Source organism: Caulobacter sp. GW456-12-1-14-TSB4 (assembly GCF_059424195.1).
Genome location: NZ_JBWKZF010000014.1, coordinates 36,426 through 61,005, shown reverse-complemented (window position 1 = coordinate 61,005; position 24,580 = coordinate 36,426). Strand labels below are relative to the sequence as shown.

The window sequence follows — 24,580 nt, the reverse complement described above, 5'->3', positions numbered from 1 at the left end:
AGCACTGACGATCTACACGCATGGTTGTGCGTGTGGCGTCGCGCGAACCTACGCCATTGATAATATCGTTATTCAACAAATTCAGCGATTATTATCTACACTAAAAACGCTACATAGAGTTCACCGTTCCGCGAACGGCGAGATTTCGATCTTGTTCCAAGAGTCTTGTTATAAATTTCCGTCATGTTTCGCCGGCGATATGGCGTTGACTTATTCTCGCCCCAATTGGCCAGAGTCGTGGCCTTAGGGATACAGCTTCACGACAATTCGATTACAAGAAGTGCCTCACGATTGACCACTTGGAGTGGAAGCGCCTAAGGCGCCGACAACCGCCGGATCGCGACGGGAAACAAATCTTGCATCGGACTGTAAGGACGCCGGCGCTCGCGCCGACGAGGGCGGTCCGGAAGGATATCGAAATGAAGTATCAGGTTACCCGGGGTCGGTTGCTCGCCACCTCGATGATCGTGGGCGTGGCCGCGCTGGCCGGCTTCGCCGCGAACGCTCAGACCGCCGCGCCGACCGCGCCCGCGGCTGCTCAAGACAATGAAGTCGAAGCTGTCGTCGTCACCGGCTCGCTGCTGCGCCGCACCGACACCGCCACCCCCTCGCCCGTCACGGTCCAGACGACCGAGCAGCTGAAGGCCCAGGGCATCACGACGGTGTCGGACGCCATCCGCAGCCTGTCGGCCGACAACTCGGGCTCGATCCCGGCCGCCTTCGGCAGCGGCTTCGCCGCCGGCTCGACCGGCGTGTCGCTGCGCGGCCTGTCGGTCAACTCGACCCTGGTCATGATCGACGGCCTGCGTAACGCCAACTACCCGCTGGCCGACGACGGCCAGAAGGCGTTCGTCGACCTGAACTCGATCCCGTTCAACGCGGTCGAGCGCATCGAGACGCTGAAGGACGGCGCCTCGTCGCTGTACGGCGCCGACGCCATCGGCGGCGTCGTCAACATCATCATGAAGTCGAACTACCAGGGCATGTCGGCCGACACCTCGTTCGGCACGAGCGAGCACGGCGGCGGCGACCAGTACCGCTTCAACGGCGACATCGGCTACGGCGACCTGGATACCGACAAGTACAACGTCTATTTCGACGTCGAGTACCAGCTGGACAAGCGCATCCGCGGCAACCAGCGCGGCTTCCCGTACAACACCAACGACCTGTCCTCGATCCCGGGCGGCTCGAACGACAACCCGCAGACCGGTGGCAGCACCTTCTACGGCAACGTCAAGCGCGCCACCCTGGGCACGCCGGGCAACCTGGCCACCGGCATCGCCATCGACAGCCCGACCAACGTCTGGCAACCGCTGCGCACCTGCGGCGCCGACGCCCCGCTGACCTCGCAGTTCGATGACGACGGCGTCCTGATGGGCACCTACTGCGCCCAGAACATCGCCAACTTCGGCGACATCCAGCCCAAGCAATCGCGCGTCGGCACCTATGGTCGCTTCACGATCAAGCCGAACGACAACTTCGAAGCCTACCTGTCGGGCAGCTTCATCCAGTCGAAGACCTCGGTGAACGGCACCCCGGTGTCGGTGTCGTCGAGCACCCCGAACAACCTGACCAACCTGGTCCTGCCGGTCTACATCTGCTCGGCTGGAGTCTCGTGCGCCACCGCTTCGGACCGCGCGCTGAACCCGAACAACCCGTTCGCCTCGACCGGCGACTACGCGCTGATCAAGTACCGCTTCAGCGACCTGCCGGCCTCGGCCCGCTACACCAACCGCATGTTCCGTGTGGTCGGCGGCGTGAAGGGCGACATCAACGAATGGAACTACCAGGCCAATGTCGTCATCGCGCACGACACCCTGGAAAGCGCCCAGACCGGCTTCCTCAGCTACAAGCAGCTGATGAGCGACATCAACACGGGCGCTTACAACTTCCTCGATCCGTCGAAGAACAGCCAGGCCGTCCGTAACGCCCTGTCGCCGGTCCTGGCCAAGACCTCGACCACCGACATGGACTCGGTGAACTTCCAGGCTTCGCACGCCCTGTTCAGCCTGCCGGGCGGCGACGCCCAGCTGGGTATCGGCGGCGAGTTCCGTTATGAGGCCACCAACGACCCGGCTCTGAACCCGGTCAACGACGCGCAAGGTCTGGGCAACGCCCGCACCGAGGGCAACCGCACCGTCGCCTCGGCCTTCGCCGAAGTCGGCCTGCCGGTCACGACCCAGCTCGAGTTCAACCTGTCGGGCCGTTACGACCACTATTCGGACTTCGGCGGCAACTTCTCGCCGAAGATCGGCGTCAAGTTCACGCCCATCAAGACGGTCGCCCTGCGCGGCACGATCTCGAAGGGTTTCCGCGCGCCGTCGTTCTCGGAAGCCGGCAACTCGGCCAGCCAGGGCTTCACGACGTTCTCGTTCAAGGCCGACCAGTACGCCGCGTTCCGCGACTCCCACGGCAACAACGAGTACACCAAGGCCTACTCGCTCTCGTCGATCACCACGGCCAATCCGGACCTGAAGCCGGAGAAGTCGACCAGCTACACCCTCGGCGCCGTGTGGGCTCCCACGCGTAGCTTCAGCGTCTCGCTGGATTACTACCACATCAAGAAGAACGACGTGATCGCGCAAGCCAGCGCGGGCACGGCCCTGGCCGCCTACTACTCGGGCCAGGCCATCCCGGCCGGCTACACCGTCGTCGCCGACGCGATCGATCCGGAACACCCGACCGCCCTGGCGCGCGTGCTCTCGGTCGCCTCGCCCTATATCAACGCCGACTCGCTGGTGACCAGCGGTCTGGACCTGAACGTCCAGGCCACGTTCTACCTGCCGGCTGACGTGAAGTGGACGAGCAACCTCGATGCCACGACCATCTTCGACTACAAGTACACGCAAGACGGCACGACCTATAACTACGTGGGCAAGGAAGCCCCGTACGTGCTGTCGTCGGGCGCGGGTACGCCGAAGAACCGCCTGTCGTGGATGAACACCTTCGAGCGCGGCCCCATCCACGTGACGGGCACCATGAGCTACGTCTCGGGCATGCGCGAAGAGGACGACAGCTACACCGACGGCTGCCTCTACGGCAGCGCCGAGTTCAACTGCCGCGTGAAGTCGTTCACGACCGTCGACCTGACGGGCGCCTACGACGTCACCCAGAAGGCGACGGTCTATGCCGACGTCATGAACCTGTTCGACACCGGCCCGATGTTCAACCCGGCCAACTACGCCGGCGTGAACTGGAACCCGACCTACTCGCAGTCGGGCATCGTGGGCCGCTTCTTCCGCGTCGGCGTGCGCGTGAAGTACTAGAGCTATCTCGCGTACGGACCGAGTACTGGTCCGATGAGATGGAGGGGCCGCCTGCAAGGGCGGCCCCTTTCCTTTTGGGCGCCTGAAAAAATGGGCTGGGCCGGGCGTTGCCGAAGGTGCGGAAAAGCCCTCCACTTACGTCAGTCTAAGGAGAGGGGCGACGCACCCATGCGTCCGCCAAGGGCTTACGGGGAGTGACTATGACGCGCAGCGGAGCGATGGCCGGGGCGGCCCTTGGCGTGGTGCTGGCTTTCACGGGGATTGGCGGCGCGATCGCCGCCGACATCACCCCGCCGGACAAGGCCTTCGCCCAGCCGGTTGGCAGCGACTACTTCCTGGCCGACTACACCGCCTACGAGGCTTACTTGAAGACCCTGGCCGGCCAGTCGGACCGCATGAAGCTGGTCGACATCGGTAAGACCGAGGAAGGCCGCACCATGTGGGTGGCGATCGTCTCCTCGCCGGCCAACCTGGCCAAGCTGGACCGCTACAAAGAAATCTCCCGCAAGCTGGCCAAGGCCGAGGGCGTCAAGGAAGACGAGGCCCGCAAGCTGGCCGCCGAGGGCAAGGCGATCGTCTGGATCGACGCCGGCCTGCACGCCAGCGAGACCATCACCTCGCAAGGCCAGATCCAGGTGCTCTACCGGATGCTGACCCAGACCGATCCCGAGACGATGCGTCTGCTGGACGACACCATCATGCTGTTCGGTCAGGACAATCCGGACGGGATGGAGATGATCTCGGACTGGTACATGCGCAACCAGGATCCGAAGAAGCGCGAGTTCAACTCGCTGCCGCGCCTGTACCACAAGTATATCGGCCACGATAACAACCGCGACAGCTTCATGTCGTCGATGGCCGAGACCACGAACGTCAACAAGCAGCTGTTCCGCGAGTGGTATCCGCAGATCGTCTACAACCAGCACCAGACCGGCCCCAACGGCATGGTGGTGTTCGTCCCGCCGTTCCGCGACCCGTTCAACTTCAACTACGACCCGCTGGTCATGACCGAGCTGCAGGAAGTCGGCATGGCCATGCACAGCCGCCTGGTGGCCGAGGACAAGCCGGGCTCGGGCGCCCGCAGCGCCGCCCCCTACTCCACCTGGCACAACGGCATGGAGCGGTCGGTCGCCTATTTCCACAACTCGATCGGCCTGCTGACCGAGATCATCGGCGGCCCGACCCCGACGACCGTCAACCTGGTGCCGGAGCTGCAACTGCCGGGCAACGACCGCCCCGCCCCGATCGCGCCGCGCGAATGGCATCTGCAGGACTCGCTGGACTACCAGTGGACCATGAACATGGCCGTGGTCGACTACGCCGCCCGCAACAAGGAACGCCTGCTCTTCAACATCTGGAAGATGGGCGACAACAGCATCAAGCGCGGCAACAAGGACACCTGGACGATCACCCCGACCCGCGTCGAGGAACTGCAGGCCGCCGGCAAGGACAAGCCGGGTCCGTACGGCCAGGCGATCGATCCCAAGCTCTACAAGACCGTGCTGCAGACGCCCGAAGAGCGTGATCCGCGCGGCTACATCATCCCGGCCGACCAGGCCGACATGCCCACGGTCGTCGCCTTCCTGAACGCCCTGATCAAGACCGGCGTCGATGTCGACAAGGCCACCAAGGCCTTCACCGTCGGGGCCAAGACCTACCCGGCTGGCTCCTACGTCGTGCGCTCGGCCCAGGCCTATCGCCCGCACATCATGGACATGTTCGAGCCGCAGGATCACCCGCACGACCTGGAATATCCGGGCGGTCCGCCCAAGGCCCCGTACGACGTCACCGGCTATACCTTGGCCTACCAGATGGGCATCAAGTACGACCGCATCCTGGAGGGCTTCGACGCCCCCACGACCCGTGTGCCGGACGTGATGTCGGTGACGCCGGGCGCGGTGAAGGGTTCGGGCGGCGCGGGCTGGCTGGTCAGCCACGAGACCAACGGCAGCTTCACCCTGACCAACCGCCTGCTGAAGGCCGGCGCCAAGGTCTATTGGGTCAAGGACGGCGCCAAGGCCGGCAAGACCGCCTTCGGTCCCGGCGCGATCTTCGTCCCCGCCTCGCCCGCCGCCAAGGCGGTGATCGACCAGGGCGTCAAGGACCTCGGCATCGACGCCTATGCCGTCGGCGGCAAGCCGTCGGGCGCGACCATCGCCCTGAAGCCGATCCGCATCGGCCTGGTGGACGTCTATGGCGGCTCGATGCCCTCGGGCTGGAACCGCTGGATGTTCGAGAAGTTCGAAGCGCCCTTCCAGGTCGTCTACCCGCAGCGCCTGGACGCCGGCGACATCGCCAAGGACTACGACGTGCTGGTGTTCCCGGACGGCGTCGTCCCCGCCCCGGCCGACAGCCCGTTCAAGGCCGGCCGCGGCGGTCCGCAACCCAAGCCCGAAGAGATTCCGGCCGAATACCGCGCGTGGCTGGGCCGCGTGACCGACGAGAAGACCCTGCCCAAGATCGCCGACTTCGTGAAGGGCGGCGGCACGGTGGTGGCCATCGGCGCCTCGACGCGCCTGGCCACGGCCCTGGGCGCGCCGGTCGACGTCGCCACCGCCAAGATGGAGAACGGCCAGCTGAAGGCGCTGACCACCCGCGAGCTCTACATCCCGGGCTCGGTGCTGCGCGCCAAGGTCGATCCCAAGCAGCCTCTGGCCTACGGGGCTTCTGACCAGGTGGACGTGTTCTTCGACCGCAGCCCGGCCTTCACCGTGAAAGCCGACGCCAAGGGCGTGTCCAAGGTCGCCTGGTTCGACGCCGACAAGCCCCTGCGCAGCGGCTGGGCCGTCGGCCAGGAGAAGCTGAAGGGCTCGACCGCCATGCTCGACATCGACATCGGCAAGGGCAAGGTCTTCGCCTTCGGTCCGGAAATCACCCAGCGAGCCCAGTCGTACGGGACGTTCAAGTTCCTGTTCAACGGGCTGCTGTACGGGCCGGCGGTGAGCGCTTCGAAGTAACCCAAACACTTGTCATCCCGGAAAGCCCGCAGGGCTTGTCCGGGACCCAGGAGCCGGCGCAGCGCGGTTGCCCCTGGGTCCCGGTTCTCCGCTTCGCTGCGGCCGGGATGACAAGAATTAGGTGCTTGGCCGAGCGCCCGACGTCATCAGCCGTCCCAGATAGATCAGCGCCAAGGCCAGCGGCGCGACCACCCACGCCGTCCGCAGCTCGTTCAGCGGGGCCCACAGGCTGACCACCGCCAGCACCGCGCCCAGCACCACCCCGCCCATGGCGCTGAAGCGGTTCAGCATCAGCCGTCGCGGCGAGGCCGGCGTATCGTCCCGGCCCAGCACGATCAGCTTGGCCGCCCCGTTCGCGCCCAGCATCATCCACAGCGCGGCGGCCGCCAGCAGCAGGCGCGAGGGCGCCTCGCCGGTCGGGAACCAGCCGTAGATCGCGCCGATCTCCATGGCCTCCAAGGCCGCGAACAGGGCCGCGACGCCGGCCAGCAGCGTGCCGCTCCAGCGACGGCGCTGCTCGGCGCCCTCGGACTCGCCGCGCGGTTGGCGCAACGCCACGAACAGTGTCCCCAGCAGCAGCCCGGCCGGCGCGGCCAGCAGGGTCTCGATCGGCAGAGGCCGCCTGCCCTCGCCCAGATGGCCCGCCAGGGGCAGCAGGTGCTCGACCGGCCGATCGACGATGACCATCACCGCCGCCACGGTCATCACCACCAGGATGCCTGCGATCAACACGATCGGTCGCCGGTCCATCTCGCTCTCCCTCAACTGTTGGGAGAAGCATATTTCGTCATTTAGCTAAATGTCAAACACCAGAAACGAAAACGGCGCCGGGAGGGCAGTCCCGGCGCCGTGGATCGCATCCTTCGGGGTCTCACAGGTGGGGGCGGAGACCCTTCAGGGCGCGATCGCCTCGGCTCCCGGACGGCGCGGATCGGCGCCGCCCAGATAGAGACCCTTGTCGATCATGATCGACTGGGCGGAGCCCATGGTCTCGTCCGAGGTTACGGGGTGGCCCATCGCTTTCAGCAGGGTCACGGTATCGGGATTGAAGTTCGGCTCGACCTCCAGTTCGTCGCTGGCGTTCTGGAAGATGCGCGGCTGGTGAGTGGCCTCGGCCACGTTCAGCTTGAAGTCGACGACATTGACGATGACCTGCAGCACCGTGTCGATGATCGTGCTGCCGCCCGGCGTGCCGGTGATCAGCCACGGCTTGCCGTCCTTGAAGATCATGGTCGGCATCATGGTCGACAGCACGCGCTTGCCCGGCTGCAGGGCGTTGGGCGGCAAGGGTCGGCCGCTCTTCTGGGCCCGCCAGGCCGCCGCGTGCGAGTAGTTGTTCATCTGGTTGTTCAGCACGAAGCCCGCGCCGGCCACCATCACGCCCGAGCCGAAGTCCGCGCCCAGGGTGAAGGTGTTGGAGACGGCGTTGCCCTCGGCGTCCGCCACCGAGAAGTGGGTGGTGTTGTGGCTCTCGAACGCCCAGGGATCGCCGACGCCCAGTTCCTTGGCGCTCTTGGCCTTGTTGGGATCGATCAGCTTGGCGCGCTCGATCCCGTAGGCCTTCGAGGTGAAGCCCTTCAGCGGGACCTTCACAAAGTCGGTGTCGCCCAGGAACTTGGCCCGGTCAGCGTAGCCCAGCTTCATGGCCTCGGCCATCAGGTGCAGCGACTTGGCCGAGCCGGGGCCTGAGGCCTTCAGATCGAACTGCTCCAGGATGTTCAGCATCTCAAGCAGGGTGGCGCCGCCGGCGCTGGCGGGCGGCGAGGTCTTCACGGTCAGGCCGCGATAGGTCCCCTCCAGCGGCTGGCGGACCACGGCCTTGTAGGACGCCAGGTCCTCGGCGGTGATCAGGCCGCCATGGGCCTTCATGTCGGCGGCGAAGCGCTGGGCGATCTCTCCACGATAGAACGCGTCCGCGCCCTGGTCGGCGATCTGGCGCAGCGACCAGGCCAGGTCCGGCTGCTTGAGGATCTCGCCGGCGCGATAGAGCTCGCCGCCGGGCTTGTAGAACGCCGCCTTGCCAGCCGCGCTCTCCGACAGGCGCTGCTTGCCCCAGCTGAACACAAAGGCCTCATCGGGCGACAAGGCCACGCCCTCGCTGGCCAGCTTGAAGGCCGGCTCGACGACCGCCTTCCACGGCAGCTTCCCGTACTTCTGGTGGGCCAGGAAGAGGCCCGCCACCGTGCCCGGCACGGTCGGCGCGCGGTAGCCACGCGAGGCGACGTCGTCCATCTCCTTGCCGTTCGCATCGACGAAGGTCTCGAGCTTGGCGGCCTTGGGGGCGATGCCCCGATAGTCGATGAAGACCGTCTCGTTGGTCTTGGCCATGTAGACCATCATGAAGCCGTCGCCGCCGATATTGCCGGCGCGCGGCAGGGTCACGGCCAGGGCGAAAGCGGTAGCGACCGCGGCGTCCACGGCGTTGCCGCCCTGGCGCAGGATCTCGACGCCGACCTGGGTGGCGATGGCGTTCTGGCTGACCACCATCCCCTTCTCGCCCACGACCGGCGAGTGGATGCTGGGATATTCCAGCAGCTGCTTCTTCTGGGCGAGCGAAGCGACCGGCGTGAAGGCGATGGAAAGCGCGGCCAAGCTGGTCGAGACGAGACGAAGGAGCTTCACGGTGGCCTCGTTCAGGTAAGCGAACACATCAAAATCCGTTCTTCCCGGCGAAAGCCGGGACCCAGATCATAAGGCTGTGCTTGAGCCGTACTTGGCCCTGCTGCGCCCTACGATCTGGGTCCCGGCTTTCGCCGGGGAAACGGGTTAGCGAACTAGAACTTCTTGGACAGGTTCACGTACCAGTAGCGGCCCGTGGCGTTGTGCAGCGCGCCCGAGTAGCCGAAGTTGGACGCCGTGATCGGCGGGTCCTTGTCGAACACGTTGCGCGCGCCGACGCGGACCGTCGAGCCGTCGAACATGCCGTCCTTGAACGCGTACTGGGCGTACAGGCTGACGGTGGTCCAGTCCTTCACCGGGAAGTACTGGCCGTTCACCTGGGCCGGGCCGGTGTCGTAGGTCTCGCCGACATACTGCACGAAGGCGCCCGCGCCCCAGTTCTTGTAGCGCCAGGTGATGTTGCCCGTGGCGCGGAACTCGGGGAAGCCGTCCATCTTGATCTGGTTGCCGGCCGAGAAGATCGTCAGGCCCGGCAGCTCGCCGGCCGCGACGGCCGTCTGCAGCAGCGACTCCAGCGGGCTGGCCGACTGGTCGTACTTCAACAGCTTGGCGACGTTGACCGACAGGCCGAAGTCGCCCCACGGGGTGTCGTCCAGGTCGTAGTCGACGCTGAAATCGACGCCCTGGACCATGCGCGGCTGCAGGTTCTGATAGGTGTCGTTGATGTAGGCGATGTTGCCCACCGCCACCCCGCCGACCGGCGCGTCGCGGACGACGTTCGGGTTCGAGGAGCCGTGCAGGCGCAGATAGTAGTCGTAGGCGATGGCGTTGTAGCCGCCGACCACGCCGATGACGCCCTTCTCGCGGATCGACCAGAAGTCGGTCGTCAGGGTCAGCTTGCCGAACTGCTGCGGGATGAAGGTCGGCTGATAGACGAAGCCGACCGTGGCGTTGTCGGCCTCTTCCGGCTTCAGGTTCTTGTTGCCGCTGCGCGACTCGATCGTGCTGACGCTGGCGCAGGTCGTGCCGTTGATCCGGCACTGGCCGTAGTCGGTGCGGCTGTTCGAGACCGTCGCGCCGTCGCTGTAGAACTGCGGCAGGTTCGGCGCGCGGAAGCTCTGCGAGACCGAGCCCCGGAACGCCAGGCCTTGGCCGACCTTCCAGTAGATCGCGCCCTTGGGCTTATAGACGCTGCCGAAATCCGAATAGTCCTCGCCGCGCGCGGCGATCTGCAGGCTGATCTCCTCGACGAACGGGATGTTCATCTCGGGCGAGATGACCGGCACCGCCAGCTCGAAGAAGGCCGACTTGACCGAGCGGCTGCCATGCACGTCAGGCGAGCCCGAGGCGCCCAGCACGTCGGTGCCGTAGGTCACGCCGGTGACGCTGTTGGTGTACTTGATCTTGCCGTCCAGGCGGTCGTCGCGATCGTCGTCATAGGTCTCGCGACGCCACTCGACGCCGGCCGCGAAGCCGACATCGCCGCCCGGCAGGCGGAACAGGTCCTTCTTGGAGACCTTGAAGTCGGCCAGGGCCAGCGAGGTCTCGCTGATGCGGTAGACGTTGACCAGGAACGAGTTGATCGTGTCGCGGCTGTTCACCGACGTGTCGCCCAGCGAGTAGTTCTCGAGGTTGCCGCCGTTGAACGGGTTGTAGGCCGACGCGTCGGTGCGGTTCAGCGCCTGCTGGAACAGGGTGTTGCTGATCGCATTGTGCGTCATGTCCTTGGTGCGAGCCTTGGAATACAGCGCCGCCGTGTCCCACTTCCAGCCGTTCCAGTTGCCCTTCAGGCCGCCCAGCAGGCGATAGCTGTCGTCCGTCACCGTGTAGGTGCGCGGGCCGGTGTCGACCACGCGATAGGTGGTGATGTTCATCGCCGCGCCGCCGGTCGGCACGCCGGTCAGGTTGGCCAGGCGATTGACGCTGCCCACGGGACCGAAGGGGTTCCAATAGGCGTTGGCCGCGATGGTGATCGGCGCGGTCGACAGCGGGGCCGACTGCTCGCGGCTGCCGGTGAAGAGCGCGTGGTAGTAGCCCGCCTCGCCATAGGCGGTGACGTCGCCGAAGTCGTGCTCGACGGTCGAGAACAGGTTGGTCCGCTCAACGCCGCCCTTCAGGGTGCGGTCGGGGTTCTCGTCATAGCGCAGGGCGCGGTCGGCCGCGCCGGTGATCGTGCCCGACTTGATGCAGAGGCCGCCGGTCAGGACCGTGCTGGAGCAGCCGGCCGCCGTGTTGCTGACGGGCTCGATGTGGAACACGCCCGAAGTGGTCAGGGCCGTCGTGCCCTGGCGCACGGCCGTGGTCGCCGGGATCAGCGTGAACGAACCCCACGGGCTGGAGGTCGAACGGCTGTCGAAGGTGGTGTTGTCCACCCACGGGGTATTGGCGATCTGGGCGCGGTGATCCTCGGTGGCCGAGTAGTCGCGCTCGGTGGCGTTCAGGCGGCTGCGGCCCGTGTAGTTGCCGAAGAAGGTCAGGCGCGTGCCGTCTTCCAGGCGCGTGCCGGCCTTCACGTTGAACGAGCCTTCGCGGTAGCTGGTGCCTTCCGAGCCGCCGTACTGGGCTTCCATCTTCAGGCCGCGGAACTTGGTGTCGAGCACGGTGTTGACCACGCCCGCCACCGCGTCAGTGCCGTAGATGGCCGCGGCGCCGTCGCGCAGGACTTCGATGCGCTTGACGCCCGCGACTGGGAACGAGTTGGTGTTGACGGTCTGAACCGGCACCAGGTTCTCGGTCTGGCTGCCCGGCGCCAGCACGGCGCGGCGGCCGTTCAGCAGGGCCAGGGTGTTGCCGGTGCCCAGGCTGCGCAGGTTCAGCGAGGCGATGTCGCCGCGCGCGTCGTTCAGGTTGCCGGTGGTGCGGGCTTCCTGGAACTGCACGTCGCCGGCCTGCGGGATGGCGCGGAACAGCTCGTCGCCCGACACCGCGCCCGTGGCGATGATGTCGTTCTCGCCGACCACCGTCACCGGCAGGGCTTCGGTCGTGCGGGCGCCTTCGATCTGCGAACCCACGACCACGATGGCCTCGACCGTCTGGGCCTCTTCGTCAGTCGCGCCGGCCCGTGCGCTGAAGGACTGGGGGCCTTGGGCCGAAGCCTGGCGCAGCGTGATGGTCTTGCCGTCGTCCGAGGCGATCACCAGGCCGGCGGCCTTGGTCAGCTTGGCCAGGGCGTCGGCGTCGGCGACGTCGCCGGTCACCGCCGGCGTGCTCTTGCCCGAGGCGGCCTCGAACGGGAACAGCACCTGCTTGCCCGACTGCTTGGCGAAGGCCTGCAGCGCGCCCACCGCATCACCGGCCGGGATGTTGAAGCTGTGGCGGGCCTCTTGCGCCAGGGCCGGACCGGCCAGGACGAGCACGGCGGCGGACGCCAGCAGGAAGCCGCGCATGGTGCGGCTGCGAGTGTCGATCGACATTTTTCTTGGTAACCCCTCGGGGCGTCATCCATCCCCATGGGAAGACGCCTTCAACTGGACCGACGATGAGACGTCGGCTTTCCGCCATTCGTGACGCGAACTTTTTTACGCACACCCTCCGATCTTCCCGGCGAAAGCCGGGGAGACGGGAATGGACAAGCTATCCTCGGCGCGACAGCCGGATGGCCCCGTCCGAGCCGGGCGCGGCCTTCACCGGGAAGGCGCTGGTCACGGCGGTGACGAAGCTTCCGGGCTCGGTCGTCTGGAAGTAGCCGGCCAGGCGCAGGCCCGAGATCGACGGATCGGCGATGCGGATTTGCTGCTTGTTGTAGCGGTTGAACTCGGCCACCGCCTGCTCCAGCGACTGGCCGTTCAGGGCGATCGCGCCCTGGCGCCAGGCCAGCGCCCGGTCGATCTCGCTGTCCGACACCGCCCGCGAGCGGCTGCCGGCCGAGCTGTAGATCGCGGCCACGCCAGCGGTCAGGCGCTGCTCGTCCTTGTGTTCCGAAGGCGCGGCGTCCAGGTCGACCGCCCCGCGCTTGACCGTCACGGCCGCGCCGTCCGAGCGCAGGCGCACAGCCATCTCGGTGGAGGCGTCGGCCTGCATCACCGCATCGGCGGCCTTGACCACGAACGGGCGGACATCGTCCTTGGCGGCCTCGAACACGGCCTCGCCCCGGATCAGCTTCACCTCGCGCACGCCCTTGCGGTAGCGCACCACGACCTTGCTGTTGGTGTTGAGCTCGATGCGGCTGTTGTCGCTGAGGACCACCACCCGGCGCTCGCCGATGGCGGTGGCGTAGGCGGTCCCGCCGCCGAAGGTCGTCACCCCGGCCACGGCCAGGGCGACGGCGGCCGCGGCGGCCATGCCCCGGGCCCAGGTCGACTGGCTCAGCTTGGGCAGGATCATCCGGCGCTCGGCGGCCAGCAGGTCGCGATCCGGACGCTCCACGCCCGGACGCAGCGCGCGCAGACGCTCCAGCCGCGTCCAGGCGGCGGCCTCGCGCTCGTAAGCGGCCTCATGCTCGTGGCTGTCGTCGCGCCAGGCCTCGAAGGCGACGCGATCGGCGGCCGAGCACGAAGGATCGTCAAGCCGGACCACCCATTGGGCGGCCGCCTGCCTCACCGCTTCGCGTCGTGATCCCGTTTCGCGCTCCATGAGCGTCCTTCGTCGACCTTGTTCTTGCGTCCGATACGACGTCCCAGCTTGTCGGAACAGTACCGAAGGCCCTTCACCAGATGCTTCTCAACAGTAGAGACGGACAGCCCCATCCGAACCGCTATATCCTCAGGCGAGAGGCTGTAAACTTTTCTCAACGTGAAGACGCGTCGGCATTGGGTGGGAAGTTCGGCGATCGCGTCGGCCAGCAGCCGCAGCTCCTCGCGTGATTCGAGCAGCATGTGGGCGCTGGGCGTCTCGTCGATCGGTTCGATGCGGTCGAAATCGGCGACGGCGGTGATGGTCAGCACCTTGCGGCGGCGCAGCGCGTCCAGCGCGCAATTGCGCAGGATGCGGGTGGCGAAAGCGCCCGGATTGCCGATCTCGCGCCAGGTCTTGCAGGCGATCGCGCGGGCGAAGGTCTCGTGGACCAGGTCCTCGGGATCGGTCTGGCCGTCACGGCAGAACTGCCGCGCATAGGCCAGCAGGTCCGCCTCCAACGGCAGGATTTCGCGCCTGAACCAGGCGCGCCGGTGTTCATCGTCTTGCGTCATCGACGCCCCCTCGACGCGCAGCCAAGCGGATTAGCGCCCCGAAGGCAACCCGGCGACGACACGGCCGCTGGGTTGCGGGAGGTCCGTGCCTAATCGTCGATCACGTTGTGGCGCGTGTCCTTCAGGAACAGACCGCCGATAACCGCGGTCACCGAGGCGACGATCACCGGATACCAGAGGCCCGAATAGACATTGCCCGTCGCCGCCACGATCGCGAAGGCCGTGGTCGGCAGGAAGCCGCCGAACCAGCCGTTGCCGATATGGTAGGGCAGCGACATGGCGGTGTAGCGGATCCGCGTGGGGAACATCTCGACCAGCATGGCCGCGATCGGGCCGTAGACCATGGTCACGTAGAGGACCAGCAAGGCCAGCAGGCCGATGACCTTGGGCTTGTCGACCAGCTTGCTGTCGGCCTTGGCCGGATAGCCGGCGGCCTTCAGTTGGTCGCCCAGGTCGGTCTCCCAGGCCTTGCGCTTGGCGGCGAAGGCCTTGCCGGTGGCCCCTTGGGCGTCGAAGCCCTGCAGGGTGACGCTGCCGACCTGGACCGAGGTCGGCGACCCGGCCGAACCCTCGTGGACCTCGTAGCTGACCCCAGCCTTGGCCAGATACGCCTTGGCCACGTCGCAGGCGGTGTTGAACTTGGCCTTGCCGACCGGATCGAACTGGAAGGCGCAGGTCGCCGGATCGGCCGACACCGTCACCGGGGCCGAGGCCTCGGCATGGGCCAGGACCGGGTTGGCATAGGTGGTGATGGCCTTGAAGATCGGGAAATAGGTCGCCGCCGCCAGCACGCAGCCGGCGATGATGATCCACTTGCGGCCGATCCTGTCCGACAGCCAGCCGAAGAACACGAAGAACGGCGTGCCGATCAACAGGCCCGTGGCGATCAGGGTGTTGGCCAGCGCCCCATCGACCTTCAGCGTCTTCTCCAGGAAGAACTGGGCGTAGAACTGGCCGGTGTACCAGACCACCGCCTGGCCCATGGTCAGGCCGACCAGGGCCAGCACCACGACCTTCAGGTTCTTCCACTCGCCGAAGGCTTCGGCGAGCGGCTTCTTAGTCCCCTTCCCTTCGGCGATCATCTTCTGGAAGGTCGGGCTCTCGTGCAGCTTCAAGCGGATCCACAGCGACACGCCCAGCAGCAGCAGCGAGACCAGGAACGGGATGCGCCAGCCCCAGACCTTGAAGTTCTCCTCGCCCAGCTGGGTGCGGACGATCAGGATGACCAGCAGCGACAGGAACAGGCCCACGGTCGCCGTGGTCTGGATCCAGCTGGTGTAGAAGCCCCGCTTGCCCTCCGGCGCGTGCTCGGCGACGTAGGTGGCGGCCCCGCCATACTCGCCGCCCAGGGCCAGGCCCTGGACCAGGCGCATGACGATCAGCAGGATCGGCGCGGCGACGCCGATCTGGTCGTACGAGGGCAAGAGCCCGACCACGAAGGTCGAGACGCCCATCAGCAGCATGGTGATCAGGAAGGTGTTCTTGCGGCCCCAGATGTCGCCCAGGCGTCCGAAGATCACCGCTCCCAACGGCCGGATCGCGAAGCCGGCGGCGAAGGCCAGCAGGGCCAGGATGAAGCCGGTGGTCTCGTTGACGCCCGAGAAGAAGTGGCCGGTGATAATCACCGCCAGCGAGCCGTAGAGGTAGAAGTCGTACCACTCGAACACGGTGCCGAGCGACGACGCCCCGATCACCAGCGCGTCGCGCCCTTTAGTCGGCGCGGCTTGGCTGTCAGCCCCCATTACGCTTCTTCCTTCCCTTAGGTCGCCGCGTGTCCCCCGCGGTCGTGCTGAGCCTAGCTCAGAGAACAGGATTCTTAGATCAAGCTTTTCCGGTAGCGCTACCAAGAAACGACGACGACGGTGAGGTCGACTTCGGCGCGCGCCCTCGGCTAGGGTCGCGCCGAACCTTCGGTAGAGATCCCCCATGACCCAGATCGTCCGCCGCGCCGTGATCGGCGCCGCCCTCGCCCTGCTGGCCTCGACATCCGCCTTCGCGGCCGGCAAGCCGCGCGTGGCCATCGAGACCGACAAGGGGACCATCGTCGTCGAGCTGGAAGACAAGAAGGCCCCGATCACCTCGGCCAACTTCCTGACCTATGTCGACCGCCACCGCTTCGACGGCGGCCAGTTCTTCCGCGCCAACCGGGCCAAGGGCGCGCCGGGCGCCGGCTCGATCCAGGGCCAGCCCAAGCCCTATTCCCGCCGCGCCCCGCCGATCGCCCACGAGAGCACGCTGAAGACCGGCCTGAAGCACACCGCCGGCGCCATCTCGATGGGCCGCGACGCGCCGGGCAGCGCCACCGCCGACTTCTTCATCTGCGCCAGCCCCCAGCCCTATCTCGACGCCAAGCCGGGCAAGTCGGACGCGGCCCAGGGCTACGCCGTGTTCGGCAAGGTCGTGCAGGGCATGGATGTCGTGAAGAAGATCCTGTCGGGCCGCACGGATGGCCCGACCAACGTGCCGTCGATGAAGGGCCAGATCCTGAACCCGGCCGTGAAGATCATCTCGATGAAGCGGGTCTAAGCCACCGTCTTGAACGGCGCCGTCACCGGTTCCGGCGGCGGCGCCGGACAGTTCTGGGCCAGGAACTCGCCGTGGCTGGGCAGGCCCGCGACCTGGGCGGCCAGCATGGGTTTCGACTGGTCCAGGGTCTGGGCGATGACCTCGTAGGGCACGGTATCGACCAGCTGCTGGTAGCGCGCGGGCCGCACGCCCATGCCCTCCATGATCGACTGCCAGGACGGGTTGCGGAACATCTCGTCCACGCCCTCGCGCAGCAGGCCCGAGGCCTTGAAGAGCTCGATCTTGGCCTTCAGGGCGTCGGAGATCGGGGCCTCGCGGACAGCGCGCCAGAACGGCGTGTCGTCACGCTCCGTCGTGCAGTAGTGCAGCACGACGAAATCGCGGATTTCCTCGTAATCAGCCGTCATGCGCCGGTTGTACTCGGCGGCCAGAGCCGGGCTGAAATCGCGGTCGGGGAAGAACCGCAGCAGGAAGTCCATGCCGCGATAGATCAGGTGCAGGGCGGTCGATTCCAGCGGCTCGATGAAGCCCCCGGCCAGGCCCACGGCCACCACGTTCTTCTCCCACAGGCGCTGGCGCATGCCGGTCTTGAAGGGGATGAACATCGGCTCCATCAGCATCGGGCCCCGGACGTTCTTGACCAGGGTGGCGCGGGCCTCGTCGTCGCTGAGGTGCTTGGAGCTGAACACATAACCATTGCCGGCCCGGTGCTGCAGCGGGATGCGCCAGCGCCAGCCGGCGTCCTCGGCCGCCGAGACGGTGAAGGGGTGCGGGTCGCCGACGTTTTCGGTCTGCACCACCACCGCGCGGTCGCACAGCAGCATGTCCGACCAGTCGTTGAACGGCACGTCCAGGGTCTTGCCGATCAGCAGGGCGCGGAAGCCCGAGCAGTCGATGAAGAGGTCGCCCTCGACCTCCTGGCCGGTCTTCATCACCACCTTGGCCACCGAGCCGTCCGGGTGGGTGACGACGTCGGTGACGATGCCCTCGGTTCGCTTGACGCCGCGCGTCTCGGCGAAGTCGCGCAGGTATTTGGCGATCAGCCGCGCGTCGATATGCAGGGCGTAGCTGGCGCCGGCGATCAAGGACCGCTGGGCCTTGAACGGCAGCATGAACTTCCACTGGTCGGCCATCACCGTGCCCGGCGCGAAGTCCTGCAGCTGCGACGGATGGCCATTGGCCTTGGCCCGCAGCCAGCACTGGTAGAACTCGTGCGGGCCGATCGGCCCGCCGATGGCGCCGAACGGGTGGTAGTAGGTCTGGCCCTTCTGCTTCCAGTTCTCGAAGCGGATGCCCAGCTTGAAGCTGGCCTGGGTGGCCTGGATGAACTCGCGCTCGTCGATACCCAGGCTGGCGATCAGTTGCAGGAACGGCGGGATGGTCGACTCGCCGACCCCGATCGTGCCGATCTCCTCGCTCTCGATCAGCTCGACGTCGCAGGAGCCGTCCTTGAAGTAGTGGCTGAGCATCGCCGCCGAGATCCAGCCGGCCGAGCCGCCGCCGACGATGACGATCTTCTTGATGGCGTTGGGGTTTTTCGGGGTCATTGGGCGGCCATCGGTGCGGGGCGGCAGTACTGGTCGAGGAAGGCCTCGTGCGGCGGCGCGTTGGCGACCACCTCGCGGACGGCCTTGCGCATCTCGGCCAGCGGCGCGCTCAGGGTCTTGGGATCGATGCCGTCCAGCGACGGATCGACCGTCTCGGGCAGCAGCTCAAAGCCGGCATAGATCGCCATCCAGCTGGGCGGCGCGAACATCTCCCAGCGGTAGCGGACGAAGTGGCCGCGCGTCGTGAAGAGGTCGATCTTGTGCTTGAGCGCTTCGGGCAGAACCACCTGGTTGCAGTCGCGCCAGAAGGCGGTGTCGCCACGCTTGTTGGCCCAGTAGTGCAGGATGATGAAGTCGCGCACGCGCTCCATCTCGCGCCTGGACCAGTCGTTGAACTCATCGACGACCTCGGGGGCGAAGTCCTTGTCCGGGAACAGCGCCTTGATCTTCTCGATACCCGTCTCGATCAGGGCGATCGAAGTGCTTTCCAACGGCTCCAGGAAGCCGGACGCCAGGCCCAGGGCGATGACGTTCTTGTTCCACACCTGCTTGCGGCGGCCCGGGTTGAAGCGGATCAGGCGCGGCTCGTGCAGCAGCGGATCGGGGATCGCCGCCTTCAGCTCGGCCAGGGCGTCCTCGTCGCTGATGTGGCGCGAGGAGAAGACATAGCCGTTGCCGTAGCGGTGCTGCAGCGGGATGCGCCAGCGCCAGCCGGCCGTGTGGGCGGTGACGTCCGTGTACGGCATCGGATCGCCCACGCCCTCGCTCTGCACCGCATAGGCGCGGTCGCAGAACAGCACGTCGTTCCAGTGCTCGTAGCCGGTCTGCAGGGCTTCCTCGATCAGCAGGCCCCGGAAGCCCGAGCAGTCGATGAAGAGGTCGCCCTCGACGGTCTCGCCGGTGTGCAGATCGAGCGAGGTCACGAAACCTGTCTCGGGATGTAGGTTGACCTTGGTGATCTTGGCGTCGATGCGGCGGACGCCGTTCTCCTCGGCCACCCTGCGCATCAGTTGCGCGAACAGGCTGGCGTCGAAATGCAGGGCCCAATCGAAGATCGACATCGTCGAGGACGGGTTGCGCGACGGGGCCATGAACTTGCCGGCCTCGGCCAGGGACGCGCCCAGGGAATAGTCGGCGATATTGGTCGGCTCGCCCGCCTGGGCCAGCTTGCGCCAATAGTGATGGAACGGGACGCCCTTCAGGTCCTGGCCGAAATGGCCGAACGGGTGGGTGAACGACTGGCCCTCGCGGACCCAGCCGTTGAAGCGGATGCCCAGCTTGCAGGTCGCCTGGGTGGCCCGCATCACCTCGATGTCGGTCAGGCCCAGCTGGTTGTAGAAGGCGCGGATGGTGGGGATGGTCGCCTCGCCCACCCCGATCGTGCCGATCTCGGAGCTTTCGACGAGGGTGATCTCAAGCGGGCTACCCTGGAAGTGCCGGCGCAGGGCCGCCGCCGCCATCCAGCCGGCGGTGCCGCCGCCGACGATCACGAGCTTGCGGATTCGATTGTCCTGCATGCCTCAACTCCCCTTGGACTTCACTCTCCGGCGTCTTCGTCCGGTTGTCTTCAAGCTATCGGCTGCCGCCCTGGGCGGACAGGCCCCGCCTCCAAAAAAAGATAGCCGCCGTGGGGGTTCCACGGCGGCTGCAGGAGGTGAGAGGGGTGACTACCAGCGAGCGCGGATACCCAGCGTGTAGCGGGGCTCGAACTCGTTTTGGTTGGCGTACTGGGTCTGGCCCTTGGCGAAGCGGAAGTAGTAGTCCTCGATTTCGCCCGTGACGTTCGACCCGTTGAAGTAGACCGTGACGTTGTCGCGAACGTTGTAGCTGACGTTCACGTCCACATAGCCCGTGGCCTTCTGCATGATCGGGATCACGTAGGAGATCTTCGGATCCACGGGATCGCCGCCCGCGCCCATCGTGCCGGAGAGGCGCGCGGTGCGGTAGTTGTAGGCCACGCGGGCCTGCAGCTTGGCGTCCTGATACCAACCAACCAGGTTGAACTGGTGCTTGGAGTTGTCGAAGAACGGGATCTCGTTCTTCTCCAGGTCCAGACGGCTCTCGTGGCTGGGCGAGTAGGTGTAGTTGCTGTCCACGCCGAAGTTCGACAGCAGGCCCATGTCCGGCAGGATGTCGCTGAAGGCCAGCTTGGCGCCGACTTCCAGACCCTTCACCGAACCGCCGGCGCCCTGGATGGGCAGCGAGACGTTGACCGTGCGGCGGATGACGCCGTCCTGGTCGGGGAAGCGGCCGGTCGTCTGACCGCCGGTCACGAAGCTGTCGATCTTCAGCTTGAAGGCCGAGATGTTCAGCATCGAGGCGCGACCGAAGTAGTATTCCACCGCGCCGTCGAAGTTCGACGCACGCCACGGATCCAGGTTCGGGTTGCCGTCGGCGTTGGCGCTGGTGACGCAACGCACGTTCGGCAGGGCCGCGCCGCAGTCGGCGGTGTTGATCTTCAGACCGCCGCCGTAGCTGCCCAGATCCAGCGGTTGCATGGTCTTGGCGTAGGCGGCGCGCAGCTTGATGTGGTCGTTGACGTCGTAGACCGCGTTCACCGACGGCAGCCAGTCGGTGTACTTGCGCTTGGTGACGTTGTCGCCCGCGTCGGCGTTGGTGTCGCCGTAGTTGCGGGTGTCGCCCGTCAGGTTCTGCTTCACGGTCAGCTGGGTCTCGATCACGTGCACGCCGACATTGCCGTGCAGATTGCCGATCTCGAAGTCAGCCGCGCCGTACGCGTTCTGCTCCTTCAGCGTGACATCGTAGGTCTGGCCGGGGACCTGGACGCGGATCGAGCCGCCGAAGACCTTGTCATGGAAGGCTTTGACGTTGTCGAAGTCGTGCGGGTCGATCGTCCAGAAGCCCGGGATGCCCGACGTGACGCCACCCAGGTCATCGACCCAGACCACGTTGTTATAGGTCGAGAGCTTGGTCGGCTTGTTGACCGTGTAGCCCTGGAACACCGGCTTGCCCGTGACCGGATCGGGCACGAACTCGCCCGCCTGGCACTGGTTCTGGTTCATGACGACGTCGATGGCCTTCCACTGGGCCTCGCAGCCGCCGGCCGGAACCGGTTGGCCGTTGGCCTGCACCGCGCCGGGGACGCCGCCGTAGAAGCCCGAGAACAGGTGGAACTGCTCGACGCTGACCGAGCGGTCGCTGAAGCGGACGCCGGCGTCGACCTTGGTGATGAAGCCCAGCAGCTTGTCGTCGAACTTGTAGTGGCCGTCGGCGCGGAACACGTTCATGTCCGAGTCGACTTCGTTGTTACCTTCCGACGAGAAGGCGCCGATGGCGTAGCTGTCCTTGTTCGCCATGTAGTCTTTGAGCGACTTGCCAGCGCCCAGACCACCGGTGATCGGACGGTCGAAGCCGCTCCACACCGGGTGATCGCCGGCGATGTTGTAGACCAGCTGCGGGTTCTGGCCGTAGCCCTGCGGGTTCGGGTTCAGATAGCAGCCGCCGGCGCTGCCCGAGATCGCATTGCTGCGCTGGGTGGCCGGGTACTGATCGCAGATCGCTTTCGGATAGAAGGTGCCGCGGGTGCGGTCGTTGGCATCGCGGAACAGGTTGAAGCGGTTAGGGCCGTACTGCCAGTTGCTCAGGTCGCCCTGGGCCTGGCCGTTCATGCTGAGGCGGTGGCCGTCCGAGCGGATGGCGCGCGTCTCGAAGGTGAACGGACCGCCGTTGTCGTAGTTGAGCTCGAGGTTGTAGTTCTTCGAGGTCGACTTGGTGACGCGGTTGACGGTGAACGAGTTCACCCACCAGGCGTCGATATTGTACTCGTCGACGGCCAGCCACGGACGGTTGTTGGACGGGCTGACGACGCCCTTGTCGAAGATGGTGGGCTGGTTCCAGACGCCGAAGGCGCCGCCGTCCCAGCGGTTGGAGATGTTGATGCCGGCGCCGCGGTTATATTCGTCCAGCTTGGCGTAGAAGCCTTCGGCGATCAGGGTGAAGCCTTCGCCCAGGTGCGCTTCGAACGCCGCGTTCACGCCGAGGCGCTTACGCTCGACCACGCGGTTGAAGCTCTCGTAGCCGTGCGGCGAGACCCAGTTGTTGGTGGCCGAGCCACCCCAGTCATTGTTGCCCGACAGGCCGACGGCGCCCGACGAGTTGTTGCCCAGGTTCGACTTGCTGTTGGCGGCCGAGATCATCAGGCCGACATTGTCGTTGCGCCAGTTGATGACGCCGTTGACCAGGTAGTCGTCCTTCTTGGTGCGGTCGCCGCGCTGGGCTTCGGCCGCGCCCGTCATGCTCAGGCCTTCGCCGAACTGGAACGGACGGCGGGTGCGCAGGTCGATGGTGCCCGAGATGCCCGACAGGGCGTTCTTGGAGTTGGTCGACTTGTAGACCAGCACCTGGTTCATCAGCTGCGAGGGCACGTCCAGCAGGTTCGGCTGGGCCGAGCCCAGGTTGCCGGCGCTGAGATACTGTTCGCCGTTCAGCAGGGTGATGACCTGCGCCAGACCGCGGATGTTGACCGTGGCGCCTTCACCGGCGTTGCGCTGGATCTGCACGCCCGAGATGCGCTGCAGCGAGTCGGCGATGGTGACGTCCGGCAGCTTGCCGATGTCTTCCGCCGAGATGGCGTCGACGATCCCGACCTCGCGGCGTTTGACGTCCACCGATTTGATCTGCGAGCCGCGGACGCCGGTGACGACGATTTCCTCGACCTGGGTCCCGTCGGCTTGCTGGGCGAAGGCCCCGCTCGCCAGGGCCAATTGCGATGCGCCGGCGACCAGCGCCAACGTCAGGCCGCGCTTGAGCACGGCTTTCCTGGTTTCCTGTGACAATTCCTCGCTCCCCAAAAATAAGTCGTTCTTATTGGCCGCCCGCCCGCTCCCCGCGCCGCCGCTCGTGTCGGTGGCTTTCGGAAAGCGTTTGAGGCTTTGCGGACCCGTCCGCCGCATGTCTTGCGATCGGACAAAATCCTCGGCGGCCTCGGCGCCCGGACACTCGATTCAGGCCCCGCGCCTTCACCGAACGCCGTCACATTCTCCAAATGTCCCGAGCAAGTCAACAAGAATGTCAACGTTGTCATTCCTGTCGGACAAGGGTTTCCGACGGGTAGCGGCACAACCTGGAGCCTATATTTGAGCGCCACTCCCCGGCCCCCACCCTCCGCCTAAAAACCTATTTTCCTTGTTTTAGCTTAGCTTTTTCGAGACCGGACACCGGTGTCGGTCATGGCTTTGCAGAGGCGTCACAATGCTTCATCCGCGCCCAGAACAGCGCCAGAAAAGCCCCAATGACGCTGCGTCAAGGCTTCTAAATGTCCTTAAATTGTCCTGATGGTTGTGATTTTTTGACCCGTTTTTGTCCCGACGACATGACAACCAGGACAGCATGGACTATGGCTTTGGACGTTCGCCGCCTTGCGGGCGCCGCCTTTCACTGTTGGGGTGCGGCGTACAAGCTTGACGGTTGGGGGTTCGGGGACCGATGACGACGATCACAGACGTGGCCGAACGGGCGGGCGTTTCGCCCAAGACCGTCTCCCGCGTCCTCAACGATCACGACAGCGTCAGCGCCAAGACGCGCGACCGTGTCCGTACGGCCATGGCCGACCTGGACTACCAGCCCAGCGCCGTGGCCCGCAGCCTGCGCTCGCAGGGGTCGGGTTCGGTCGGCGTGCTGATGGGCGACCCGTCCGGCGGCTACCACACCCGCGTCCACCACGCCCTGCTGCTGGCCTGCGTCGAAACCGGCCGCCACCTGTCGGTCGACCTTTCCGAAGGCCCGATCCCCGGCTGGGCCGACCGTGTCCGCGCCTTTGTCCGGGACAGCGGCATCCGCGAGATGATCCTGCTGCCGCCGGAATGCGACTTCGGCCCCATGAAGGAGCTGATGCGCGAGCTGGACGTGCGTTGCGTGCTGATCACGCCCACCACCCCCGACACCCAGTTCCCGGCCATCGGCATGGACGACCGCGCGGCCGCGCGCGAGGTCGTCGAGCACCTGTTCTCGCTGGGCCACACCCGCATCGGCCACATCGCCGGCCATCCGGATCACGCCGCCAGCACCCACCGCCGCAACGGCTTCTTCGAGGCCTACGCCGCCCGCGGCCTGCCACGTCCGCCGCCCGAGCTGATCGTCGGCGGCGAGTTCACCTTCAAGACCGGCCTCGACGCGGCCCGCCAGCTGCTGGACATCGCCGATCCGCCGACCGCCATCTTCGCCGCCAATGACGACATGGCCGCCGCCACCTGCATGGAAGTGCAGCGCCGGGGCCTGCGAATCCCCGACGACGTCTCGGTGGTGGGCTTCGACGACGCCCCGATCGCCGGCGTGATCTGGCCGACCCTGACCACCATCCGCCAGCCGTTCAACGAGATGGCCCTGCGCGCGATGCAGACCTTCGCGGCCTGGAACGCCAACGAGGGCGCCGGCAAGACCAACACCCCTTTCCTCGCGCAACACACCTTGATGGTGCGCGAGTCCACCGGTCCCGCCCGGAGCGGCTCGCCGCCCCGACGCAAGACTTGAACCCCGCCCCCGACCCGGCCCGAGAGCCGCGCGGGGCGCAAGAAGACCAC

At 66.3% G+C, this 24,580-nt stretch carries 12 protein-coding genes and 2 pseudogenes; 4 read left to right on the top strand and 10 right to left on the bottom strand.

Annotation, left to right across the window (positions count from 1 at the left end; translation table 11 throughout):
• The first annotated feature begins 419 nt into the window (after window positions 1-419).
• Complete coding sequence (locus AC07YH_RS14695; RefSeq protein ID WP_494747712.1) at window positions 420-3,266, top strand: TonB-dependent receptor; 2,847 nt, start codon at window positions 420-422, stop codon at window positions 3,264-3,266.
• A 200-nt stretch (window positions 3,267-3,466) separates the two neighbouring features.
• Window positions 3,467-6,223, top strand: a complete 2,757-nt coding sequence (locus AC07YH_RS14690) for a M14 family metallopeptidase (protein ID WP_494747711.1) — start codon at window positions 3,467-3,469, stop codon at window positions 6,221-6,223.
• Window positions 6,224-6,234: 11 nt separating this feature from the next.
• Here AC07YH_RS14690 and AC07YH_RS14685 read toward each other — a convergent pair.
• The 7 genes and pseudogenes from AC07YH_RS14685 to AC07YH_RS14655 form a co-directional block, all read right to left on the bottom strand.
• A pseudogene (locus AC07YH_RS14685) lies at window positions 6,235-6,342 on the bottom strand (hypothetical protein); the annotation flags it as partial.
• A complete protein-coding gene (locus AC07YH_RS14680; RefSeq protein ID WP_494747710.1) occupies window positions 6,341-6,973 on the bottom strand; it encodes a hypothetical protein in 633 nt (210 codons plus the stop codon). The pseudogene AC07YH_RS14685 and the gene AC07YH_RS14680, both read right to left, overlap by 2 nt.
• Window positions 6,974-7,117: 144 nt before the next feature.
• A pseudogene (gene ggt / locus AC07YH_RS14675) lies at window positions 7,118-8,874 on the bottom strand (gamma-glutamyltransferase).
• A 123-nt stretch (window positions 8,875-8,997) separates the two neighbouring features.
• Window positions 8,998-12,255, bottom strand: coding sequence for a TonB-dependent receptor (locus tag AC07YH_RS14670; RefSeq protein WP_494747709.1), 3,258 nt, complete (start codon window positions 12,253-12,255; stop codon window positions 8,998-9,000).
• A 160-nt stretch (window positions 12,256-12,415) separates the two neighbouring features.
• The gene (locus AC07YH_RS14665) at window positions 12,416-13,414 is read right to left on the bottom strand and encodes a FecR family protein (RefSeq protein ID WP_494747708.1); all 999 of its coding nucleotides are present in this window, start codon (window positions 13,412-13,414) and stop codon (window positions 12,416-12,418) included.
• Window positions 13,378-13,968 carry an RNA polymerase sigma factor gene (locus AC07YH_RS14660; protein ID WP_494747707.1) on the bottom strand — a complete coding sequence of 197 codons (591 nt, stop codon included), beginning with the start codon at window positions 13,966-13,968 and terminating at the stop codon, window positions 13,378-13,380. Before AC07YH_RS14660 ends, AC07YH_RS14665 begins: the two co-directional genes overlap by 37 nt.
• Window positions 13,969-14,057: 89 nt before the next feature.
• Window positions 14,058-15,710 (bottom strand): MFS transporter, encoded by a 1,653-nt coding sequence (locus AC07YH_RS14655; protein WP_494747706.1) that lies wholly within the window; start codon window positions 15,708-15,710, stop codon window positions 14,058-14,060.
• Window positions 15,711-15,894: 184 nt separating this feature from the next.
• Between AC07YH_RS14655 and AC07YH_RS14650 the strand changes: the two genes are divergently transcribed.
• Window positions 15,895-16,494 carry a peptidylprolyl isomerase gene (locus AC07YH_RS14650; RefSeq protein ID WP_494747705.1) on the top strand — a complete coding sequence of 200 codons (600 nt, stop codon included), beginning with the start codon at window positions 15,895-15,897 and terminating at the stop codon, window positions 16,492-16,494.
• Here the strand turns inward: AC07YH_RS14650 and AC07YH_RS14645 are convergent.
• From AC07YH_RS14645 to AC07YH_RS14635, 3 genes are all read right to left on the bottom strand, one after another.
• Window positions 16,491-18,041 (bottom strand): tryptophan halogenase family protein, encoded by a 1,551-nt coding sequence (locus AC07YH_RS14645; protein ID WP_494747704.1) that lies wholly within the window; start codon window positions 18,039-18,041, stop codon window positions 16,491-16,493. The two genes, AC07YH_RS14650 and AC07YH_RS14645, sit on opposite strands and share 4 nt — an antisense overlap.
• Window positions 18,038-19,558, bottom strand: coding sequence for a tryptophan halogenase family protein (locus tag AC07YH_RS14640; protein ID WP_494747703.1), 1,521 nt, complete (start codon window positions 19,556-19,558; stop codon window positions 18,038-18,040). Before AC07YH_RS14640 ends, AC07YH_RS14645 begins: the two co-directional genes overlap by 4 nt.
• A gap of 150 nt (window positions 19,559-19,708) precedes the next feature.
• Window positions 19,709-22,837, bottom strand: coding sequence for a TonB-dependent receptor (locus tag AC07YH_RS14635; protein ID WP_494747702.1), 3,129 nt, complete (start codon window positions 22,835-22,837; stop codon window positions 19,709-19,711).
• A gap of 649 nt (window positions 22,838-23,486) precedes the next feature.
• On the opposite strand from AC07YH_RS14635, the gene AC07YH_RS14630 reads away from it, so the two are divergent.
• The gene (locus tag AC07YH_RS14630; protein WP_494747701.1) at window positions 23,487-24,530 is read left to right on the top strand and encodes a LacI family DNA-binding transcriptional regulator; all 1,044 of its coding nucleotides are present in this window, start codon (window positions 23,487-23,489) and stop codon (window positions 24,528-24,530) included.
• Window positions 24,531-24,580: the final 50 nt, after the last annotated feature.